The following is a 17,839-nucleotide window of genomic DNA, read 5'->3' as shown; positions in this document are numbered from 1 at the left end:
TAGAGACGCGATTCATCGCGTCTATGGGAATGAGGGAGCAGGAGAAGCTCTTAAGCTGGAGAGAGAAATAACCAATGCCCTAAGAATATTGGGTGATTACAGGTAATTCATCGTTGAGTACCCAATCACCGATCGCACGCAATTTGTAATCCACAGGATCGTGGAGGGTAAAGGTTCGCAAATCTCGCCAGTAACGGTCAAATCCATATTTGGTTGCTGTGGCGCGAGTTCCCGTAACTTCAAAGATGCGGTTGGTAATATCTATACCTACACGGGTAGCTAATGCTTTGGCTGCGGAAACTGCGATCGCAACTTCTCCCCTTTCTTGATGAGTCAGTTCTGCATCTTTGTCCCATGCTGCTTGTACCTTCTCGGCTGCTTGGTCGGCTAGTGCGATCGCGGCTTGAATTTCAAGCCAAAAGTCTCCGTAATGATGCAGAATATATGGGTCTTGAGTCGCACTATCTACCCCCGATGTAATCCACGGTTGAGTAGTAGTTTTAGTGTACTCACGAGCGGCGGCGAAGGCTCCTTTAGTAATTCCTAAATAAACGTTGGTTTTTGTTAGCTGGGCAATAATACCAAGAAAAGTTGAGAAGGCACTATCAGAGGGATTGGGTGGCCCCAAAATCTCGTCTTTTTCTACTAGGACATTATTAAATGTATAACTACCGCTATCAGTGCGACGTTGCCCAATATTATCCCAATCTTGATTAGAAACTAACCCTTCTCTGTCTTTGGGAATTATGAATATGAAGGGCAATTCTACGCCATCTTCTAAAGCGGAGAATACCCGATAATCTGCAACGGAAATACCTGTACCAAAGCTTTTAACACCATTAACCCGAAAATTCTCACCTTCCGGGTTAATTTTCAGCCTAGTATCCTTTGTATTAATGGCATTTGCCCAAAATAAGTTATTCTTGGCAGTTTCTCTATAATATTTTTCCTTTTGGGCTGGCGTGCCGGAAACGTGACCCAAAGCCGTCAAATTGAGATGATTACCATATAACTGACCAATTGAACCATCAGCTTTTGACAGTTTTCTGACAATTTTTAAAGCATCAATCCAAGTTGCACCAATGCCACCATATTGCTTAGGTACAATCAGCGGTAGCAGTCTACTTTCACGCAGTTTATTAATTTCCTCTTCTGGAACTCCAGCTTTAGCATCCCGTTCAACTGCGGATTGAGCAAGTTCCTTGGATAGAGAAGTTGCTAGGTCAATGTAATCCTTTGGTTTTGTAATATCTAGCACCATAATCAAATCACCTTTTGTAATTCGTAATTAGGGCGAACCCAGAAAAATGCTTAATACAAGAGGTTTCCAATCTGTTCCTTGTGAAAGTGAAACAAGACACACTTTCCTTTGATACACAACTTAAGAGAAATGTAGAGTGGGCAAGGGCCCACGCTACAAGTGAACAGAGGAAATGGAACATGGAACGTTGTAATGTCATTAGTCATTAGTCCTTTGTGCTTTGTAAATGACTAATGACTAATGACAGTTATTTCTTAGCCGCCAGATATTCGTTTGCGGCTTTCTCAACACCTGTACCCTTGAAGAAGTCTTGATTGAGACTGGTATACAACTCCAAAGGATGGATTGAGAGGAAGTAGCGGAGGTCTTCTTCGGTAATGATTTCGCGTTCTGCCATTGAGTAGGCGTTGGCAGTAACGGCGGTGATATCAGGCACATCCCAGTGACCGGAATCGGAACCCAAGAAGGCTTTAACTCTATCGCCAAAGGGATTAGCTGCACGATTAAAGGCTTGAGATACACGGGTATCGTCTGATTCTGTACCGAAGTAGAAATGATTCAAGAAGCGATCGCGCACATCTTCTGGTTTCTCAATTCCTGCTAGTTCAAATTCGTCGAGTTCACCCGGATTTTCTGGAGCTAATAGTTGATGGTGGAATCCTAAACCGTCACCAATTTTATCTAAGCGTCCATCTACCAGTTCGCCACCATAGCGAGTATATAATTCTACTAATGCTTCCTTGTCGATAATAGTAGGATTGTTATTTGATAACAAGTGTTGTTTGTTCCGGGTTTCCCAATGCCAAATAATATCAGCGTATAGACTAGCACCCCAAGCTGAACCACCTTCCAAAAAGGCAAATTTTAATTGCGGGAAGCGGCGGGTAACTCCACCAAAGAACAGCGATTTGCATAATGCTTCTGCTGCAAAGGCAAAGTGATTAATGTGATTATATTGGGCGTTGGTGACGGAACGCTGAGTTGTCCAACCTTGGCTAGAAGCATGGGTTGTAGGTACAACTTTCAATTCTACGCACTTAGCCCAGAATGGATCGTAATCATACTGGCTATCTAAGCCAAAGTTATCAATCCAAACCACTTCGTTAGCGACTTCTTTGCCATACTTCTCAAAGGCAGGAATTGGACGACGAACGTAACCGGGGATTTGAATTGCTTTAAGTCCGAGAACATTTACTGCATATTCCAACTCTTCAATCCCTTCTTCGGGAGTGTGCAACGGAATAGCGGCAATGGGTGTTAAGCGATCGCTATAAGGACGGAAAATATCAGCATGGTAGGTGTTAACTGCTCGACAAACAGCCCGCCGCATTTCTTCGTTGCCGATATTCGGAGCCATTGTTGCCAAGTTGGGGTACACAACGGCAAAGTCTGTACCTGCTTCTTCCAAGCGTTCGTGCAGCAACTTGGGCAAACTAATTGTAGCCAAATTCAAAGTATTTTTTGTGGGACGACCCCACCAGTTAGGGCGATTGGTGCGATAAGCAAAACGTTCTTCCCAAGTTTGTTTGTACCACTTAAAGCGAGAAGATCCTGGTAAATTTTCTTTGAAACGTTCGACAAGTGCAGTTCCACCAACTTGCTCTAAATAATCCAAGACTCCTGGTTCAAATTCTTGGGTATGTACATCAGTGTCAATGATGGGATAACCAAGTTTTTCGCGAATTTGAGCAGACCTGGTTTTTTGTGGGCGGTCTAGAGCGATCGTCATGATAGTCTACCCTAAATTATTCAAAAGATTTGTGTATCTTTAGATCCCCCCTAGCCCCCCTTCAAAAGGGGGGAATTGAGCCACTTTTTGCCCCCCTTTTTAAGGGGGGTTGGGGGGATCATCAAGATTGAGGGACATAACGAGAAGATGGAATTAACGGTCGGCGCGAGCTAAAAATTCATCTGCTGTTTTTTCGACAGTTGTACCTTTGAAAAAGTCACGATTGAGGCTGGTGTACAACTCCAAGGGATGAATTGACAGAAAGTACTCCAAATCTTCTTCGGTGATAATCTTGCGTTCTACCATTGAATAGGTATTAGCTGCGATCGCAGTAATATCAGATACATCCCAGTGACCAGAATCGGAACCTAAGAATGCTTTAACCCTGTCGCCATAAGGATTAGCTTTCCGGTTAAAGGCTTGAGCTACACGGGTATCATCTGATTCTGTGCCGAAGTAGAAATGATTCAAGAAGCGATCGCGGATATCTTCTGGCTTGGTAACTCCTGCAACGGCGAATTCATCCAAATCACCTGGTTCTAAAGGAGATAATAACTCAGCGTGGAAACCTAAACCGCTACCTAGCTGATCCAAACGATCGTGTATTAATTCACCACCATAGCGGGTATAGAGTTCTAGCAATTCTTCGCGATCGATATTGGCGGGATTGTTATTTTCCACCAAATGATCTTTATTGCGGGTATCCCAATGCCAAATCAAATCGGTGTACAAACTAGCACCCCAAGCTGCACCTCCTTCTAAGAAAGCAAACTTGAGTGTAGGGAAGCGGTGAGTTACACCACCAAAGAACAGAGATTTACACAGCGCTTCTCCAGCCGATGCAAAGTGACCAATATGGTTGTATTGGTAATTGCTAATGGAACGCCGATTTATCCAGCCCATACCGGAAGAGTGGGTGGTGGGTACAACTTTCAGTTCTACGCACTTCGCCCAGAAGGGATCGTAATCATACTTGCTATCCAAGCCAAAGGTATCAATCCAGATGGCTTCGTTAGCTACTTCTTCGCCATATTTCTCGAAGGCGGGAATCGGGCGGCGGATATGTCCGGGGATTTTAATGGCTTTAAGTCCCAGTACTTTCACCGCATATTCTAATTCTGCGATAGCCTCTTCGGGCGTATGCATAGGAATAGCAGCAATGGGTGTTAAGCGATCGCTATAAGGACGGAAAATATCAGCGTGATAAGTATTAGCCGCCCGACAAACAGCCCGCCGCATTTCTTCATTGCCGATATGTGGTGCCATCGTTGCCAAGTTGGGATACACAACGGCAAAGTCTGTACCAGCTTCTTGTAAGCGTTCGTGTAACAACTTAGGTAAACTAACGGTAGCTAAATTTAAAGCGTCGTTAGTGGGACGAGTCCAAAAAGGAGGGCGGGCGGTGCGGTTAGCGCGGCGTTCATCCCAAGATTGCTTGAACCATTTAGAGCGAGATGCACCCGGTAAGTGTTCTTGAAAACGCTGTGCGATCGCAGTTCCAGCAACTTGCTCTAAATAGTCCAAGAATGCTGGGGGAAATTCTTGAGTATGTATATCAGTGTCAATGATCGGATAACCCAGTTTTTCCCGAATTTGAGCAGACTTAGTTTTCTGTGGACGGTCTAGTGCAATAGTCATAGCATTTTACCTGAATTTGTAGATGGATTGCTCAAAAGGCAGGAGCCAGGAGGCAAGCAAAAAGCTTTTGAAATATGACGGTTGAGCCTTTGAGCCTGGGAGTTGCACCTTTTAGCTTGGGAGTTGCACCTTTGAGCTTGGGAGTTGAGCCTTTGAAAGACTTAATTACAAAAATTTGTTTTTCTTGCTCAGAAAAGTTACTGATTTCTGCTTCCTCATCTCCTCCACTCTTTATTTTTCTTTAATAGCCCAATCTGTTAATTGAAAGTTTGACTTTGCTAAACCCTGCGAAACTAAAAAATTCTTTGTCCCTTCTAAAAGTTTCACGCCCTCGACTGGTAATGGTTCTTCTGATATTTGTTTGAGTGGTAACGATACTTTGATGATATCGATGGGATATTTAGTAATTTGGGCGTGGTACTGATAATATTCTTCAGAATTGGCTTTTAAATCCTTGGCTGCTTCTGTCAGAATTGCATTAAATTTATGTGAAAAATCAGGTTGTTTCGCCAAAAAGCTTTCAGTTGCGACAACTAATGATGTCCCTGACAAACCCTGATGATTTGCTGAAGAATCAATCACTGGAAACCCTTGTGATTTGAGAAAAGGCCCTAGATCGCTTGAGGTTGCATAAGCTGCGACATCACCACGTTCTAAAGCTGCTTTTGCCTCAGTAGTCATCAAGTGAACAACTTTTACATCTTTGGCAATTTTAGCTTCAGCTAATAGTCCCAGTAGGTATCGATGCATATAAGAACCTTTTTGGGTAGCTATTTTTTGTCCCTTAAGTTCAGCAAGCGATCGCGGGCCATTCTTTTTCGCCACTAACCAAGCGGTTGTATTAAATTGAGTAATCCGCAGCAGTCGGGTTTCTTGACCCCTCGCTCTCAAAACTATGGCTGGTGTATCGCCTAAAGAACCAACATCTAATTGTCCGGCGACAAGCGCCTCATTTAGATCGGGTCCGTTAGGAAATCTTGCAAAAGTAATATTTTTAAATCCTGATTTTTGCAACTCACGATCTAAAATTCCTTTTTTCTTAGCCCAACCAAGTGGCCCTGTAGGTTCTGAACTACCTACATAACCTATTCGTAATGTAGAAATATTATTGGATGCAGCAAGAGTGTTATTAACATTAACAGCCTCAACAGATTGAGCAGATTTAGTTTCCCCTTGGCTACATCCTGTAGTTAGTAGCAGCAGGACACAAGCCATCGAGGTTGATAATCTCGTACTAGACATAAGATATTTAGGGCGTATTTTCAAACCTCTGGTTAAGCAACCTAGTCTTTGAAGATCCCCCCAACCCCCCTTAAAAAGGGGGGCTTTAAGAATTTCTTTTCCCTCTTCTTTAAGAAGGGCTTTAAGAATTTCTTTTCCCCCCTTAAAAAGGGGGGTTAGGGGGGATCTTCGAGTTTTAAAACAGTCACTAGACTCAAAATTCCTAAATTTTCTAGGACTACATTCTGCTTCCTGCTTCTTGCCTCCTACCTTCTTTAATGCCAGCATGACTATTTTCTCCACCGCACTATTTCATCTGCTTCAAAATTTGGAATGTTTCATCGGCTTTTGCTGTTGAAGTGCGTTTATGTCCCCAACCAATGTTTTCACGGTAACTACCCAGTAGCCCAACTTCTATTAATTCTGCCTCGTTGACTGAAGTTTTCATATCGCTTTCTGGTGCAACATAAAGGGCATCAACTGGACAATACAATTCGCACATATAACAGGTTTGACAGTCACTCTGTCGGGCAATGGTTGGCGGTGTATCTGGCACTCTGTCAAACACATTGGTTGGACAAATATTCACGCAGAGATTACATTCTATGCACCGCGACTCGCTGACCAACTCAATCACACTGCCACCCCTATTTTCGATTTTGGATTTTCGATTTTGGATTGCGAAATATCTTCTGTATTTAGTAGCGGCTGACTCTTTACCCAGACTCGATCTAATCCGCCACTAATCAAGTAATGTTGCTGGTTAGCATCTTGTTCTGGATAGTCTAGATGTCTGTGCATACCACGAGTTTCTTTACGTTCAATGGCACTGCTGTACATCCATCGCGCTGTGGCTACCATTGCGGCAGCTTCTCGCGCCCGGATCAGCTCTTTATCTGAAGTTACCTGGCTACTGCGGAGTTCTTGCCAAAGATGATTTAGCTTACTCAAAGACTCGGTTAAACCTTGTTCTGTACGGAAATAGTTCTTTTCGTAAGGGAATACTTCAGCTTGGACTGCTTGAATAATTTCATCAGTTGCTAAGGAGCGATCGCTTCCACTATCTAATACTACCTCTCCAACTCCCTTAACTTGTCGTTGAGTTTTGTATTCTCCCAAACTGCGGCTATATTCAGCAGCCGATTTCCCCGACCAATAACCAGAAGATATTGCCCAAGCTGCATTATGACTACCACCGCCAGTAAATCCGCCACAAATTAGTTCGCGTGTGGCTGCATCTCCAGCTGCATAGAGTCCTCGTATAGTACTGGCACAACTCTCATCTACAATCCGAATTCCCCCCGTTCCGCGCACAGTTCCCTCTAAACGCAGAGTCACAGGGAAACGTTGAGTAAATGGATCGATGCCTGCACGATCAAAGGGTAAAAAGAAGTTGGGCTGTGCTAAACGCATAGATGGCCGCATTGATTCCGCCGCTTTGTCTATGATGGCGTAGACTGGCTGTTGTAGTAATGTCTGAGCTATTACTGACCGTCTATGAGAACTTGCCCCCGGAATAACAGTACCATCTTCGTGGGTGAAAGTTGCCCAATTATAAAACAGGGTTTTGGTAACTGAAGAAAAGGCGGGAGAGATGCCATAAGCATTAGAAAATTCCATGCCCGACATCTCGGCTCCTGCTTCTGCCGCCATCAGATAACCATCCCCCGTCAGGACGTTGCATCCTAACGCTTTACTGAGAAATGCACAGCCACCAGTTGCGATAATTGTGGACTGCGATCGCACTATCCATTTCTCACCAGTCTGACGGTTCACACCTGTTGCACCGGCAACAGCACCATCGTCATCAACCAGTAATTCTAAGGCGGGGCTGTTGTCTAAAATCTTGACTCCAGCACGTTGAATTTGCCGCCGCATCAGCCGCATATACTCAGGCCCTTGCAGCGATCGCCGATAGGGTTTGCCTTCATCGTCGGTAGGGAAGGGATAACCCCACTCTGCTAACTGATTGACGTTTGTATAGGTCTGATCCAGTACTCGATCCATCCAACTGCGATCGGATAAAAACCCACCCAACGATTCTCGACTCGCCTTTGCAGTTTCTCGTGCTTCTGGATCGGGTGGCACATACCACACACCATTTCCAGATGCAGCAGCGCATCCAGTTGTTCCACAATACCCTTTGTCTACGAGGACAACCCTAGCTCCACTTGATGCAGCACTCCAAGCCGCCCAAGTTCCAGATGGCCCGCCTCCAATCACAAGCACATCTGCTTCTAAGTCGAGTTCAAAATCGTTTGTTAACGTCTTCAGCATCTACCATTTCCCTCCATCAATAAACTCTTAAGCATCAAGTCTTCACCCCATCCATACTGCAAAATAAATATTTAAAAATCTAGAAATTGCGATCGCTTAATACAGGTTCTGATTAGCTTGACATTACTCAAATACTTTAAATCGATCGACAAACCGTAGTTTTTAGTATAATAAAGTCTTTCACAGTTTTCAACAAAAAGCAAGCATTTTACCAAACAACTCCAAACGTAAATTTATGTAAAACCAACTGAGTTATCTTTCTCAATAACTTGCTTTGTAGCGTCTTTTGTGTAATGGTCTAATTTTGGTTGATAAAATATAAAATATTTAAATTCGATAATTTTACCGTAGTTTAATAAATTTTTCTAAACGGTTTTGTCTAGATAGAAAAGACGCGATAATTGGATTGGGCTTTGTTTTGCGGTATTAACATTGGCTCCCTTAAGACTCAAGAATCCCCGGACTTTTGATTAAACGTCAGCAAATTTTTATTCAGTCCGGGGAGTGTCAAAGGTTAAAACCTAAAGACAGTACGAACCCAAGCAAATAAACTATCAGGATTGCTAGCATCCGAATTTGGTGCAGTAATCCAGATCAAACCCGGTGTAACCTCAATGTTATCTCCGATTCTATATTGGTAGAATGCCTCAACGTGCAGGGAAGTATCTTTGTCTGCTTGTCCCGCACCTGCCCCCAAATCTACACCCTTACTGAGACTAATCATTTTTGGTTCCATACCAACTAAAACCCCCCCTAGAGCACCTTCACTAAAAAGATCCGGGAATGCCAGTCCTACAGCCCAATCCATAGCTTCGCCATCTCCGCGCCCCAAATAGCGGTGTGCTGCATAACTTACCCAGGCATTGACTGCGAACTTGGGATTAACTTGATAGAACGCCTGTAGACCATAAAGATTGCCCACAGTTGAGGCTCCAGGCACGGTACTGTTTACTAGGTTACTCCCGACTGCTGGGCCAAAATTTGTTCCACTAAAACCTAGAGTGTTTGGTGGGCTATAAGTATTGACGTAAGTTGCCGCTACCCGAAAATTCCGATTAGAAGAGTAGTATATTAACTGTGCTAAAGCTAAATATCTGCCTGTAAATAAGCCGTTATTAGTTGTGGGATTACCACCGTTTGGCGCGCTGTACGCTAGCCCTAATTGAAGTTGTTTGCCCAATCCCTGGAGTACAGCAATTCCAGGGCCGCTATCTCCATAGTTATAGACCAAAGACCGCCGTGAAAATCGTGAAATTCCATTAGCACCAGTCGCAGAAGACGATTCAAAATATGGGTTAATGGGGCCAGAAAGACCTATCTCACTAGCTCCGTCAGACAAGGGATAAATGTTGACTTGGGTATTTGGAAAAGGTAGAAATCGATAGCGAACACCACTGAGAATAAGAGTGTTGCGTGCAAAAGTAATACTGGAGTTATCAGCAGTTCTGCCCTCATAAGTTCCCAATAATCCAGCTCTTGTTTGTCCCAGTGATTCAATATTTCCACCTCCTATTGTTATACCTAGTGAATCTTTTCCGTTAAAACTGGTGTTTAACCGTAAAGAAGTTGAGCCTTGAAGTGTGGCATTGTGAGGTGCTGGTCTCTTAGTGACTACATTATTACCCGCCAGAACTTCGCCAAAAACAATCTGAGATCGACCTATAAGTTTGGTTGTGGTCGTAAACTGAGTTGCTTCTAACTTCGCACTTCGTGCTTCCAGGCTATCTACACGTCCCCGAAGTTGGGCGAGTTCTGGAGAAAATTGTTCTTGTAGTTTTTTGATGGTATCCAAGTCTTCGCGTTTAACTAAATCTGTTGTCGAAGTCGCTATTAGTTCATTGAGGCGATCTAAAGCTGCATTCAACCCAGCGGCAAATTCATAGCGCGTTAGGGAGCGATCGCCTTTAAATGTACCATCTGTATATCCTGCAATTACACCGTAGCGCTCAACTAGAGACTGTAATGCTTGAAATGCCCAATCTGTAGGCTTAATATCTGATAGTTGCGAGACGGATGTTACTTGCCCTGCTCCATTATTTGGAGCTTTTTTGTTAGTTGGCGGTGCAACTTGCAACAATTGCGAGACTGGTGTCACTCGATCTCGGAGATCGTTTGGAGCTTTTTTAAGAGTGACTGGTGCAATTAAAGTGTCTACTGTTTGATTGACAACTGATTCTGGAGCTTTATTCTCTTCTACTTCAGTAGTAGATACATCAGATTTAGGCAATTCAGCCTGACTTTTGGCTGGATAAAAAACCAGGATAGCTAGAATATCTAGCACCGAAAGCAGGAACACTATGGATCTATAATTCCAGCGAAATTTCGACATTACTCCTTAACTCCTCAACCTTAAAGATGTATAAATTAGCCCTTTATTTATACAGAAAAGACAATATAAATCATTGTTCTAATGTTTATGTTCAACGATTAGAACATGGATTTACCAAAGCTTTAGCTGCTGAAAAAAGCGCAAAATTCTGATAAATATCGAAACCAGTACTAAGTAGTTGAATGTACAATCCTAAATTCGCAGTGATCTAGGAATTATGACGCTTAAAATAAGCCTAAAAACGTCTGGAATTACACAATAACCGACTTAGCAAAGACTTCTTTACTTTTAAGGGAAACTCAACCACACACTAGAGACATTCTAAAGTCCATTTTTTAGTTATGCTGTACAAAGTTCATCAATGGCTACTGACATTGACGAAAGCTTGATTTCGATTCAAATGATTATTTGCCAATTAACATTAGTTGAAAACACTATTTTGTAATCAGCTATATTTTGACAGCATCAATCGTTACACAAGTACGATAGTTCTATCGACTTACCGTACTTTTGTAGAATTATCTTTGCATAGAGCTTGGTACAATGCAAGACCTAGTACTTTTTCTTCGTAGATGCGCTCTATATATTCGCCTCAAATGCCAACACTGAAGTAACTGCACAGATCCGAGGCAGAAAATTGCCATCAAAATAATCCTAAACCCGGTTAAAGGCGAATAGGGGACAAAAAGACGCCGATACAAGACTAAGCTGTTAAGTACTTAATTTACACGTTGAGATCCCAGGGGAGAGGGTTTGAAGTTCTTACCCTTAGAAAGTGCAAGTTAGCAAGGTTTCTGTCGATGAAATTAGAAGTGAACACTTCAAAGTCGCAAAAAGGCGGGTAATTGACACAAAACTTGTATTCTTCACGACAGCTATTGTTGCAAAAAAAGTGTCATGATTATTGGCATTGTGTGTGAGAACGTCAATCTTGTGGGTAGTCATTCTTTATGAATCGTTAATCTATCACTGGCGTTTTAAATAATTTCCTGTAAAATGCTGACTATAAACTCCGGTAATTCGATCGATATGCCGTAGCATATATACTTGTACCCTGTCTGACACAAATGCAAATTCTTTGGTTTATTCCTACTGGATCTCATGACGGACGCTATTTAGGCACAGATATTGGCTCTCGTGTTGTCACACCTGATTATTTACAACAAATTGCCCAAGCTGTGGATAGTTTAGGCTACACGGGCGCATTGTTACCCACAGGAAGTTCTTGCGAAGATGCTTGGATAACTGCCGCTGCTTTCATCTCTGTCACCAAGCAGATGAAATTTCTGGTGGCAATTCGTCCAGGAATTACTTCCCCAAGTGTTGCTGCACGGATGGCAGCAACATTTGACCGAATTTCTAAAGGAAGATTGTTGATTAATGTAGTGACAGGTGGAGATCCGGTGCAGCTGGCTGGGGATGGCTTGCATCTTAGTCATGACGATCGCTATGATTTAACCGATGAATTTCTCAGAGTTTGGCGGGGTATCGTCAGTGGAGAAACAGTCGATTTTAAAGGAAACTACCTGGATATCAAAGGTGGTAAACTCCTATTCCCACCAGTTCAAAAACCCTATCCACCTTTGTGGTTTGGTGGCTCATCTGCTGCCGCCAAGCGGGTTGCTGCTAAACATATAGATGTTTACCTGACTTGGGGTGAACCTCCACAACAAGTGGCCCAAAAGATTGCCGAAGTTAGGAAATTGGCGGCTGAACAGGGCAGAATAGTCCGTTTTGGGATTCGCTTGCATGTAATTGTGCGAGAAACCGAGTCAGCTGCTTGGGATGCAGCCAATGAGCTAATTAAGTATGTCGATGAGGATGCGATCGCTAAAGCTCAGAAAGACTTAGCTCAATCTGATTCTGAAGGACAGCGGCGCATGAGTCAACTACATGGTGGTAGTCGAGAAACCTTAGAGATTAGTCCCAACCTGTGGACAGGAATTGGATTGGTGCGGGGTGGTGCTGGTACGGCCCTAGTTGGAGATCCCGACACCGTTGCCGCGAGGATGCTGGAATATCAGAATTTGGGCATAGAAACATTCGTTTTCTCTGGATATCCTCATTTAGAAGAAGCGTATCGTACTGCTGAATTATTATTTCCACGTCTACCTTTGCAAAGTGAACCTACACCTTTAACGCCACCAGTATTGAGTCCTGTTGGCGAAATCGTCACTAATGAAAAATTTGCGAAACAATTAACAAGTGCCTCATGACCTAATAATTCGTAATTAAAGAGCAAGTTACGAATTATGCGAACGATGCTTCTAGATTCATCCTTGTGGACAATCTAAAATCCCAAATCTCATGACTATTTCTCTTAAACAGACCAAAAGCAACAACAATACAATATTTCTGACCGGGTTGTGGGAAAACCAACAATTCCAGAAGATAGTTCCTTGGATTGTGCCTGTTACCGTATTAGTTCTTTGGGAACTTGCTTCTAGAATTGGTCTACTTTCAACCAGGATTTTACCAGCACCAAGTGGTGTAATCGCTACAGCAATTAAACTAGGCTCAACTGGAGAACTGTTCCAAAATATAGGAATTAGTGCTGGGCGGGCGATATCTGGTTTTATAGTTGGTGGCAGTATTGGCTTCGGTTTGGGATTACTCAATGGCTTTTCCCGTATAGCAGAAAAGTTATTGGATAGTTCCTTACAAATGCTGCGTACTATCCCTAATTTGGCATTAATTCCGCTAGTGATTCTCTGGTTTGGTATTGGCGATCAAGCTAGATTATTTCTAGTGTCTATGGGGGTATTTTTTCCGTTATATCTCAATACATTTCATGGCATTCGCAGCGTTGACCCTGGACTGATTGAAATGGGAAAAGTCTACGGCTTAAAAACACCACAACTTCTGTGGCAAATAATTTTTCCAGGAGCTTTGTCTTCGATTCTCGTTGGTGTCCGTTTTTCCTTGGGGATTATGTGGTTGACACTAATTGTGGCAGAAACGATCGCGGCAGATTCTGGTCTTGGTTATATGGCAATGAATGCTCGTGAGTTTATGCAAACCGATGTTGTAGTTTTGAGTATTGTAATCTATGCACTACTAGGTAAATTAGCAGATGCTGTTGCCAGAGGATTAGAAACGAAATTCTTGGCTTGGAATCCCAATTATCAAAAGTCATAAATGCTAAACTCACCAGAATTAAAGGTTGAAAATTCCTGATTTTAACTTTTGACTTCTGTTGATTTTGAGTGTGATTTGCTTTCTTCAAAGTCTTATCAAATAAATAATAAAATTCCAGTTGTTATCGAAAAGGAGGTTTTGCAAGTGAATTCAAATGTACAGGGTACACAACTAAGTATTTTGGATTTGACGAAAGCTTTTGGCAATAAAACTGTTTTAAACTCGCTGAATTTAGAAGTTGAAGCAGGTGAGTTTGTCGCTATTGTCGGACGAAGTGGTTGTGGTAAGAGTACTTTATTGCGTCTGGTGTCAGGATTAGATAGAGCAACTTCAGGTGGAATACTACTGGATGGAGAACCACTACATAAACTGAGCCGCTCTGTAACAGTGATGTTTCAAGATCCCCGCTTGCTGCCGTGGAAGCGTGTTATTCAGAACGTGGGGTTGGGCTTAGAAGGTAATTGGCGTGAAAAAGCTTTATGGGTACTCAATAAAGTCGGACTCAAAGATAGAGCTGATGAGTGGCCTTATGTTTTGTCTGGAGGACAACGGCAACGGGTATCATTGGCCAGAGCCTTAGCCAGTCAGCCCCGTTTGTTGTTGCTAGATGAACCTTTGGGAGCATTGGATGCTCTAACTCGCCAAGAAATGCAGCATTTGATTGAAAACTTGTGGCAAGAGCGAAGATTTACTGCGTTTTTGGTTACTCACGATGTGGAAGAGGCTGTGGCGTTAGCAGACCGAGTGATAGTGATTGATGAAGGAAAGATTTCTATGGATTTACCTGTGAGACTTTCACGCCCGCGAGATCGAAGTAGCGAAGTATTTATCAATATCAGAGAAGCAGTTTTAGAACGAGTAATGAGCAATGAGAATACTCAGGTAAACAACCAGTTATTACAATTGAGTAGTTGAAATTTAAGCTTTTTTTAGCCAATCAAGATTAAACTTGAGGTAGCTGCGGTAAATAGGCTACTTCGAGATTAAGACTTGCTTTGGAAAAGCAGCTATATATAACAATAAAAAATTATTAATGAACAATCAAAATACCTCCCAACTCTCCTCTCTGCTGGTGTGGCTGATTTTTTATATATTCACGATCTAGATAAACTAAAATGTAATAATCTATATCGCTTTAGTGAAAACAAATAATACACAAGTATCTAATGATCGTCAAAAAATTAACAAAGTATGACGCAGAAGATTATAGACAGATCAGATTAGAAGCTTTAGAGAAAAATCCAGATTCATTTGGTACAACATATCAGGAAGAAGTAATTAAGACAATAGAACATTTTCGGGATAGAATTCCAGTAGATAACAATAATTTTATTTTGGGATGTTTTGAGGATAAAAATTTAATTGGGATAGTCGGATTTTACCAAGAATCAAGAATAAAACTCCGGCATAAAGCATATATTAGTAGCATGTATGTTCAACAAGAATATCGGAGCAAAGGTATAGGTAAATTATTACTAAATGAATTAATTGAAAGAGCAAAAACTATTAATGCGGTAGAAATATTATTACTCGATATTGTTAAAAACAATGTCTTAGGAAAAGCACTTTACTTATCATTAGGATTTCAAATATATGGAACAGAGAAAAGAGCATATAAATATAATAACCAATCTTTTGATCTAGAGTTTATGTGTTTACATATTAAATAATCAGTTATGAAATATTAATAAATATTATATCTGTGCCAAGGGAAAATGGCACTCAATTTTTTGTCAAACATAGGCAATTTACAGAGATAGCCTTAAATAAAGAAGAGGTAATCTACAATGAAGCTCATTTTGCCGCTCGATCTGGTTGCTGACATTGAGCCACATCTACCATCCAATACACAGATTGTACGAGTAGATGAGGTGCTGCCGATTGGGTTGCACAATCCAAAATCCAAATCCAAAATTAAATTAGGGAGTAGCTAATGGTGAAACTAATTTTACCCGATCATCTCATTGCAGATATAGAGCCACATCTACCATCTAATATAGATGTTGTGGAGGTGGATAGTGAAGGTAATCTTAATGGTGATGTCAGTGATGCAGAGATTTATGTCAATGGATTTTATCTGAAAACCTCTACTCTTGACAAAGTACTAACAGCAGCACCCGCGCTGCGTTGGCAACAGTCACCAAGTGCTGGCGTAAATCACATCCTCACGCCAACTTTTTTGCAAAAGGACATTATCCTCACTAATGGTGCAGGGGTTCATGCAATTCCAATTTCAGAATTTGTACTGACATTTATGCTCTATCACGCCAAGAATCTGCGGAAATTGCAAACTTTGCAGAATGAACACACTTGGGTAAGAGGAGTGTTTCTTGAAGAACTGGCAGACGCAACTTTATTAATTCTCGGCACAGGAAATATCGGTCAAGCGATCGCATCTCGTGCTAAAGCATTTGGAGTTACAGTATGGGGTAGTCGCCGCCATCCTGAACCCCTACCGAATTTTGACAAAGTTGTGGGTGCCGATGAGTGGCGATCGCTCCTCCCAGCCGCAGACTATGTAGTTCTTGCGACACCTTTAACTCCAGAAACTAAAAGCTTGATCGATGAAGCTGCGTTGCGCTCTATGCGTCAGTCTGCTTACCTAATTAATATTGCTCGTGGTGCGATCGTAGATGAAGCTGCATTACTTACCGCACTACGTGAAGGCTGGATTGCGGGTGCTGGATTAGACACTGTTGCAACCGAACCTCTGCCGCCAGAAAGTCCCTTATGGTCGCTACCGAATGCCTTTATCACTCCCCATTGTTCAGCCTTGTCGCCACGCCTGAGAGAGCGCATAGCACAACTATTTATTGACAATCTTCAACGCTACCAAAACGGTCAGCCCTTGCGGAATGTTGTAGATAAGCAAGCAGGATACTAAAGATTGGGCATTGGGCACAAGAGGCAGAGGTGCGGAGGGGCAGAGGAGCAGAGGAGATCAAACTTACTGCAACTTCTCCCCGGTCACTGAGCGTAGCCGTTCGCGCAGCGTCTCGTAGAGAAGTGCTGCTCCCCTGCTTGCCCCACTCCCCAATCACTTGACTTTCAGCACCGACTTTCCTAAAGATTGGCAAATAACATCATTTTGCGGTGTATGGATACGGCTGCACAGAACGTCACGGTAGTGTCGCTCTAAAGGATTTCTCTTTAATAAACCAGGATTACCAGTTAGTTCTAAGGCAATCTCCACAGCACGAATCGAGTTGGTTGTAGTGAGATATTTAACAGCCTGTGCCTGTAATCCTACGTTAGGCTCATATTTGCCCTTATCAATATCTTGAGCCAAACTATAAATCAATCTATTATTAGCAAACAGCAGTGCTTCTATCTCACCCACGGCAGTTTGGAAGCGTGGCAGAGTTGCCAGTGGCTCTTGGAGATTAGAAGGCGATCGCTCCCAAAGATACTTAACAAGCCAGTCTCGCGCACTACTAGCAACACCGAGATATAAAGCACTCACTGTCAAACTGCCCCAAGTGGAAATCAGTGGATCAAAAGATGGCGCAGCAGATATGGGGTTGATATTTAGAGCATACTCTGAAGGAATTAATACATTCTCTAAAATGAGGTCATGGCTGCCCGTAGCTCTCATTCCCAAGTGATCCCAGGTTTCGACAATTCGCAAACCTGGCAGATCGCGCGGAACTAGAAAATTCCCAACTTGTGGTTCATCTTCAGTTGTCCGTGCCCAAACAACAAAATAGCTGAGGATAGGACTGCCCGTGGTGTATTGCTTATGTCCTGTTAAACGCCAGCCCTCTGATGTTCGTTCGGCAATTGTCGCTGGCAATCCGCCTCTCGCTGGCGTTCCTAGCTCTGGTTCGACACGGGCAGCATTTAGCAGGGCAATGCCTTCAATTGATTCACGACACAGCCGCTTGTATACTTCTGGATGCCAGCGACGGCTACGGGCTGCATGAGCATGTTGAAGATAGTGCATTGTCAGTACTAATGCCGTCGAAGCATCGCCACGCGCTATCCCTTCAATCACCCGGCAAATAGTTGCCAATCCCAAATCCTGGCCACCGAATTCACACGGAATGGTGAGGTTGAGCAATCCTGCCTCATGCAAAGCTGTAAAATTCTCGAAAGGAAAGGAAGAATCTCTATCGTGCGCCCCTGCACGGGTGGCAAAATCTTTGGCCAGAGCCTCAACTCGGTCGAAAATATTGGGGAGAGTTTCTAAGCCTTGTGCTACAAAGGTGTCTGGCACTGCTTGCTCCAACTGTGACATAAATACTCC

At 42.8% G+C, this 17,839-nt stretch carries 14 protein-coding genes; 6 read left to right on the top strand and 8 right to left on the bottom strand.

Translation table 11 applies throughout. The annotated features are described in order from the left end of the window. Positions 1-79 precede the first annotated feature (79 nt). The 7 genes from V7K44_RS23230 to V7K44_RS23200 all read right to left on the bottom strand — a co-directional run bounded on the left by V7K44_RS23230 (position 80) and on the right by V7K44_RS23200 (position 10,455). Positions 80-1,261, bottom strand: coding sequence for an acyl-CoA dehydrogenase family protein (locus V7K44_RS23230; protein WP_334934796.1), 1,182 nt, complete (start codon positions 1,259-1,261; stop codon positions 80-82). A gap of 247 nt (positions 1,262-1,508) precedes the next feature. Continuing rightward, positions 1,509-2,990, bottom strand: coding sequence for an amidohydrolase family protein (locus V7K44_RS23225; RefSeq protein WP_334934794.1), 1,482 nt, complete (start codon positions 2,988-2,990; stop codon positions 1,509-1,511). A gap of 153 nt (positions 2,991-3,143) precedes the next feature. Next, positions 3,144-4,628 carry an amidohydrolase family protein gene (locus V7K44_RS23220; RefSeq protein WP_334934792.1) on the bottom strand — a complete coding sequence of 495 codons (1,485 nt, stop codon included), beginning with the start codon at positions 4,626-4,628 and terminating at the stop codon, positions 3,144-3,146. Between the two features lie 231 nt (positions 4,629-4,859). Beyond that, positions 4,860-5,870: an ABC transporter substrate-binding protein gene (locus V7K44_RS23215; protein WP_334934790.1), complete on the bottom strand. Its 1,011-nt coding sequence runs from the start codon at positions 5,868-5,870 to the stop codon at positions 4,860-4,862. A 286-nt stretch (positions 5,871-6,156) separates the two neighbouring features. Beyond that, positions 6,157-6,486 carry a 4Fe-4S binding protein gene (locus V7K44_RS23210; RefSeq protein WP_334934788.1) on the bottom strand — a complete coding sequence of 110 codons (330 nt, stop codon included), beginning with the start codon at positions 6,484-6,486 and terminating at the stop codon, positions 6,157-6,159. Further along, on the bottom strand, positions 6,483-8,126 hold the full coding sequence (locus V7K44_RS23205; RefSeq protein ID WP_334934786.1) for an FAD-binding protein: 1,644 nt from the start codon (positions 8,124-8,126) through the stop codon (positions 6,483-6,485). The genes V7K44_RS23210 and V7K44_RS23205 overlap by 4 nt, the downstream gene beginning before the upstream one ends. A gap of 514 nt (positions 8,127-8,640) precedes the next feature. Continuing rightward, the gene (locus tag V7K44_RS23200) at positions 8,641-10,455 is read right to left on the bottom strand and encodes an iron uptake porin (RefSeq protein ID WP_334934784.1); all 1,815 of its coding nucleotides are present in this window, start codon (positions 10,453-10,455) and stop codon (positions 8,641-8,643) included. Between the two features lie 1,067 nt (positions 10,456-11,522). Between V7K44_RS23200 and ssuD the strand changes: the two genes are divergently transcribed. From ssuD to V7K44_RS23170, 6 genes are all read left to right on the top strand, one after another. Next, positions 11,523-12,671, top strand: coding sequence for an FMNH2-dependent alkanesulfonate monooxygenase (ssuD, locus tag V7K44_RS23195; RefSeq protein WP_334934782.1), 1,149 nt, complete (start codon positions 11,523-11,525; stop codon positions 12,669-12,671). Between the two features lie 91 nt (positions 12,672-12,762). Then, on the top strand, positions 12,763-13,593 hold the full coding sequence (gene ssuC / locus V7K44_RS23190; protein ID WP_334934779.1) for an aliphatic sulfonate ABC transporter permease SsuC: 831 nt from the start codon (positions 12,763-12,765) through the stop codon (positions 13,591-13,593). 144 nt (positions 13,594-13,737) lie between these two features. After that, a complete protein-coding gene (locus V7K44_RS23185; RefSeq protein WP_334934777.1) occupies positions 13,738-14,508 on the top strand; it encodes an ATP-binding cassette domain-containing protein in 771 nt (256 codons plus the stop codon). 251 nt (positions 14,509-14,759) lie between these two features. Continuing rightward, a complete protein-coding gene (locus V7K44_RS23180) occupies positions 14,760-15,263 on the top strand; it encodes a GNAT family N-acetyltransferase (RefSeq protein ID WP_334934775.1) in 504 nt (167 codons plus the stop codon). A gap of 117 nt (positions 15,264-15,380) precedes the next feature. Further along, complete coding sequence (locus V7K44_RS23175; protein ID WP_334934773.1) at positions 15,381-15,527, top strand: hypothetical protein; 147 nt, start codon at positions 15,381-15,383, stop codon at positions 15,525-15,527. After that, positions 15,527-16,477: a D-2-hydroxyacid dehydrogenase gene (locus V7K44_RS23170; protein WP_334934772.1), complete on the top strand. Its 951-nt coding sequence runs from the start codon at positions 15,527-15,529 to the stop codon at positions 16,475-16,477. Before V7K44_RS23175 ends, V7K44_RS23170 begins: the two co-directional genes overlap by 1 nt. A gap of 153 nt (positions 16,478-16,630) precedes the next feature. On the opposite strand, the gene V7K44_RS23165 is transcribed toward V7K44_RS23170, so the two are convergent. Next, on the bottom strand, positions 16,631-17,830 hold the full coding sequence (locus V7K44_RS23165) for an acyl-CoA dehydrogenase family protein (RefSeq protein WP_334934770.1): 1,200 nt from the start codon (positions 17,828-17,830) through the stop codon (positions 16,631-16,633). Positions 17,831-17,839: the final 9 nt, after the last annotated feature.

This window comes from Nostoc sp. (genome assembly GCF_036917235.1).
Taxonomy (GTDB): Bacteria; Cyanobacteriota; Cyanobacteriia; order Cyanobacteriales; family Nostocaceae; genus Nostoc.
Note: the sequence above shows the minus strand (reverse complement) of the source record. Positions and strands in the feature narration are given on the sequence as shown.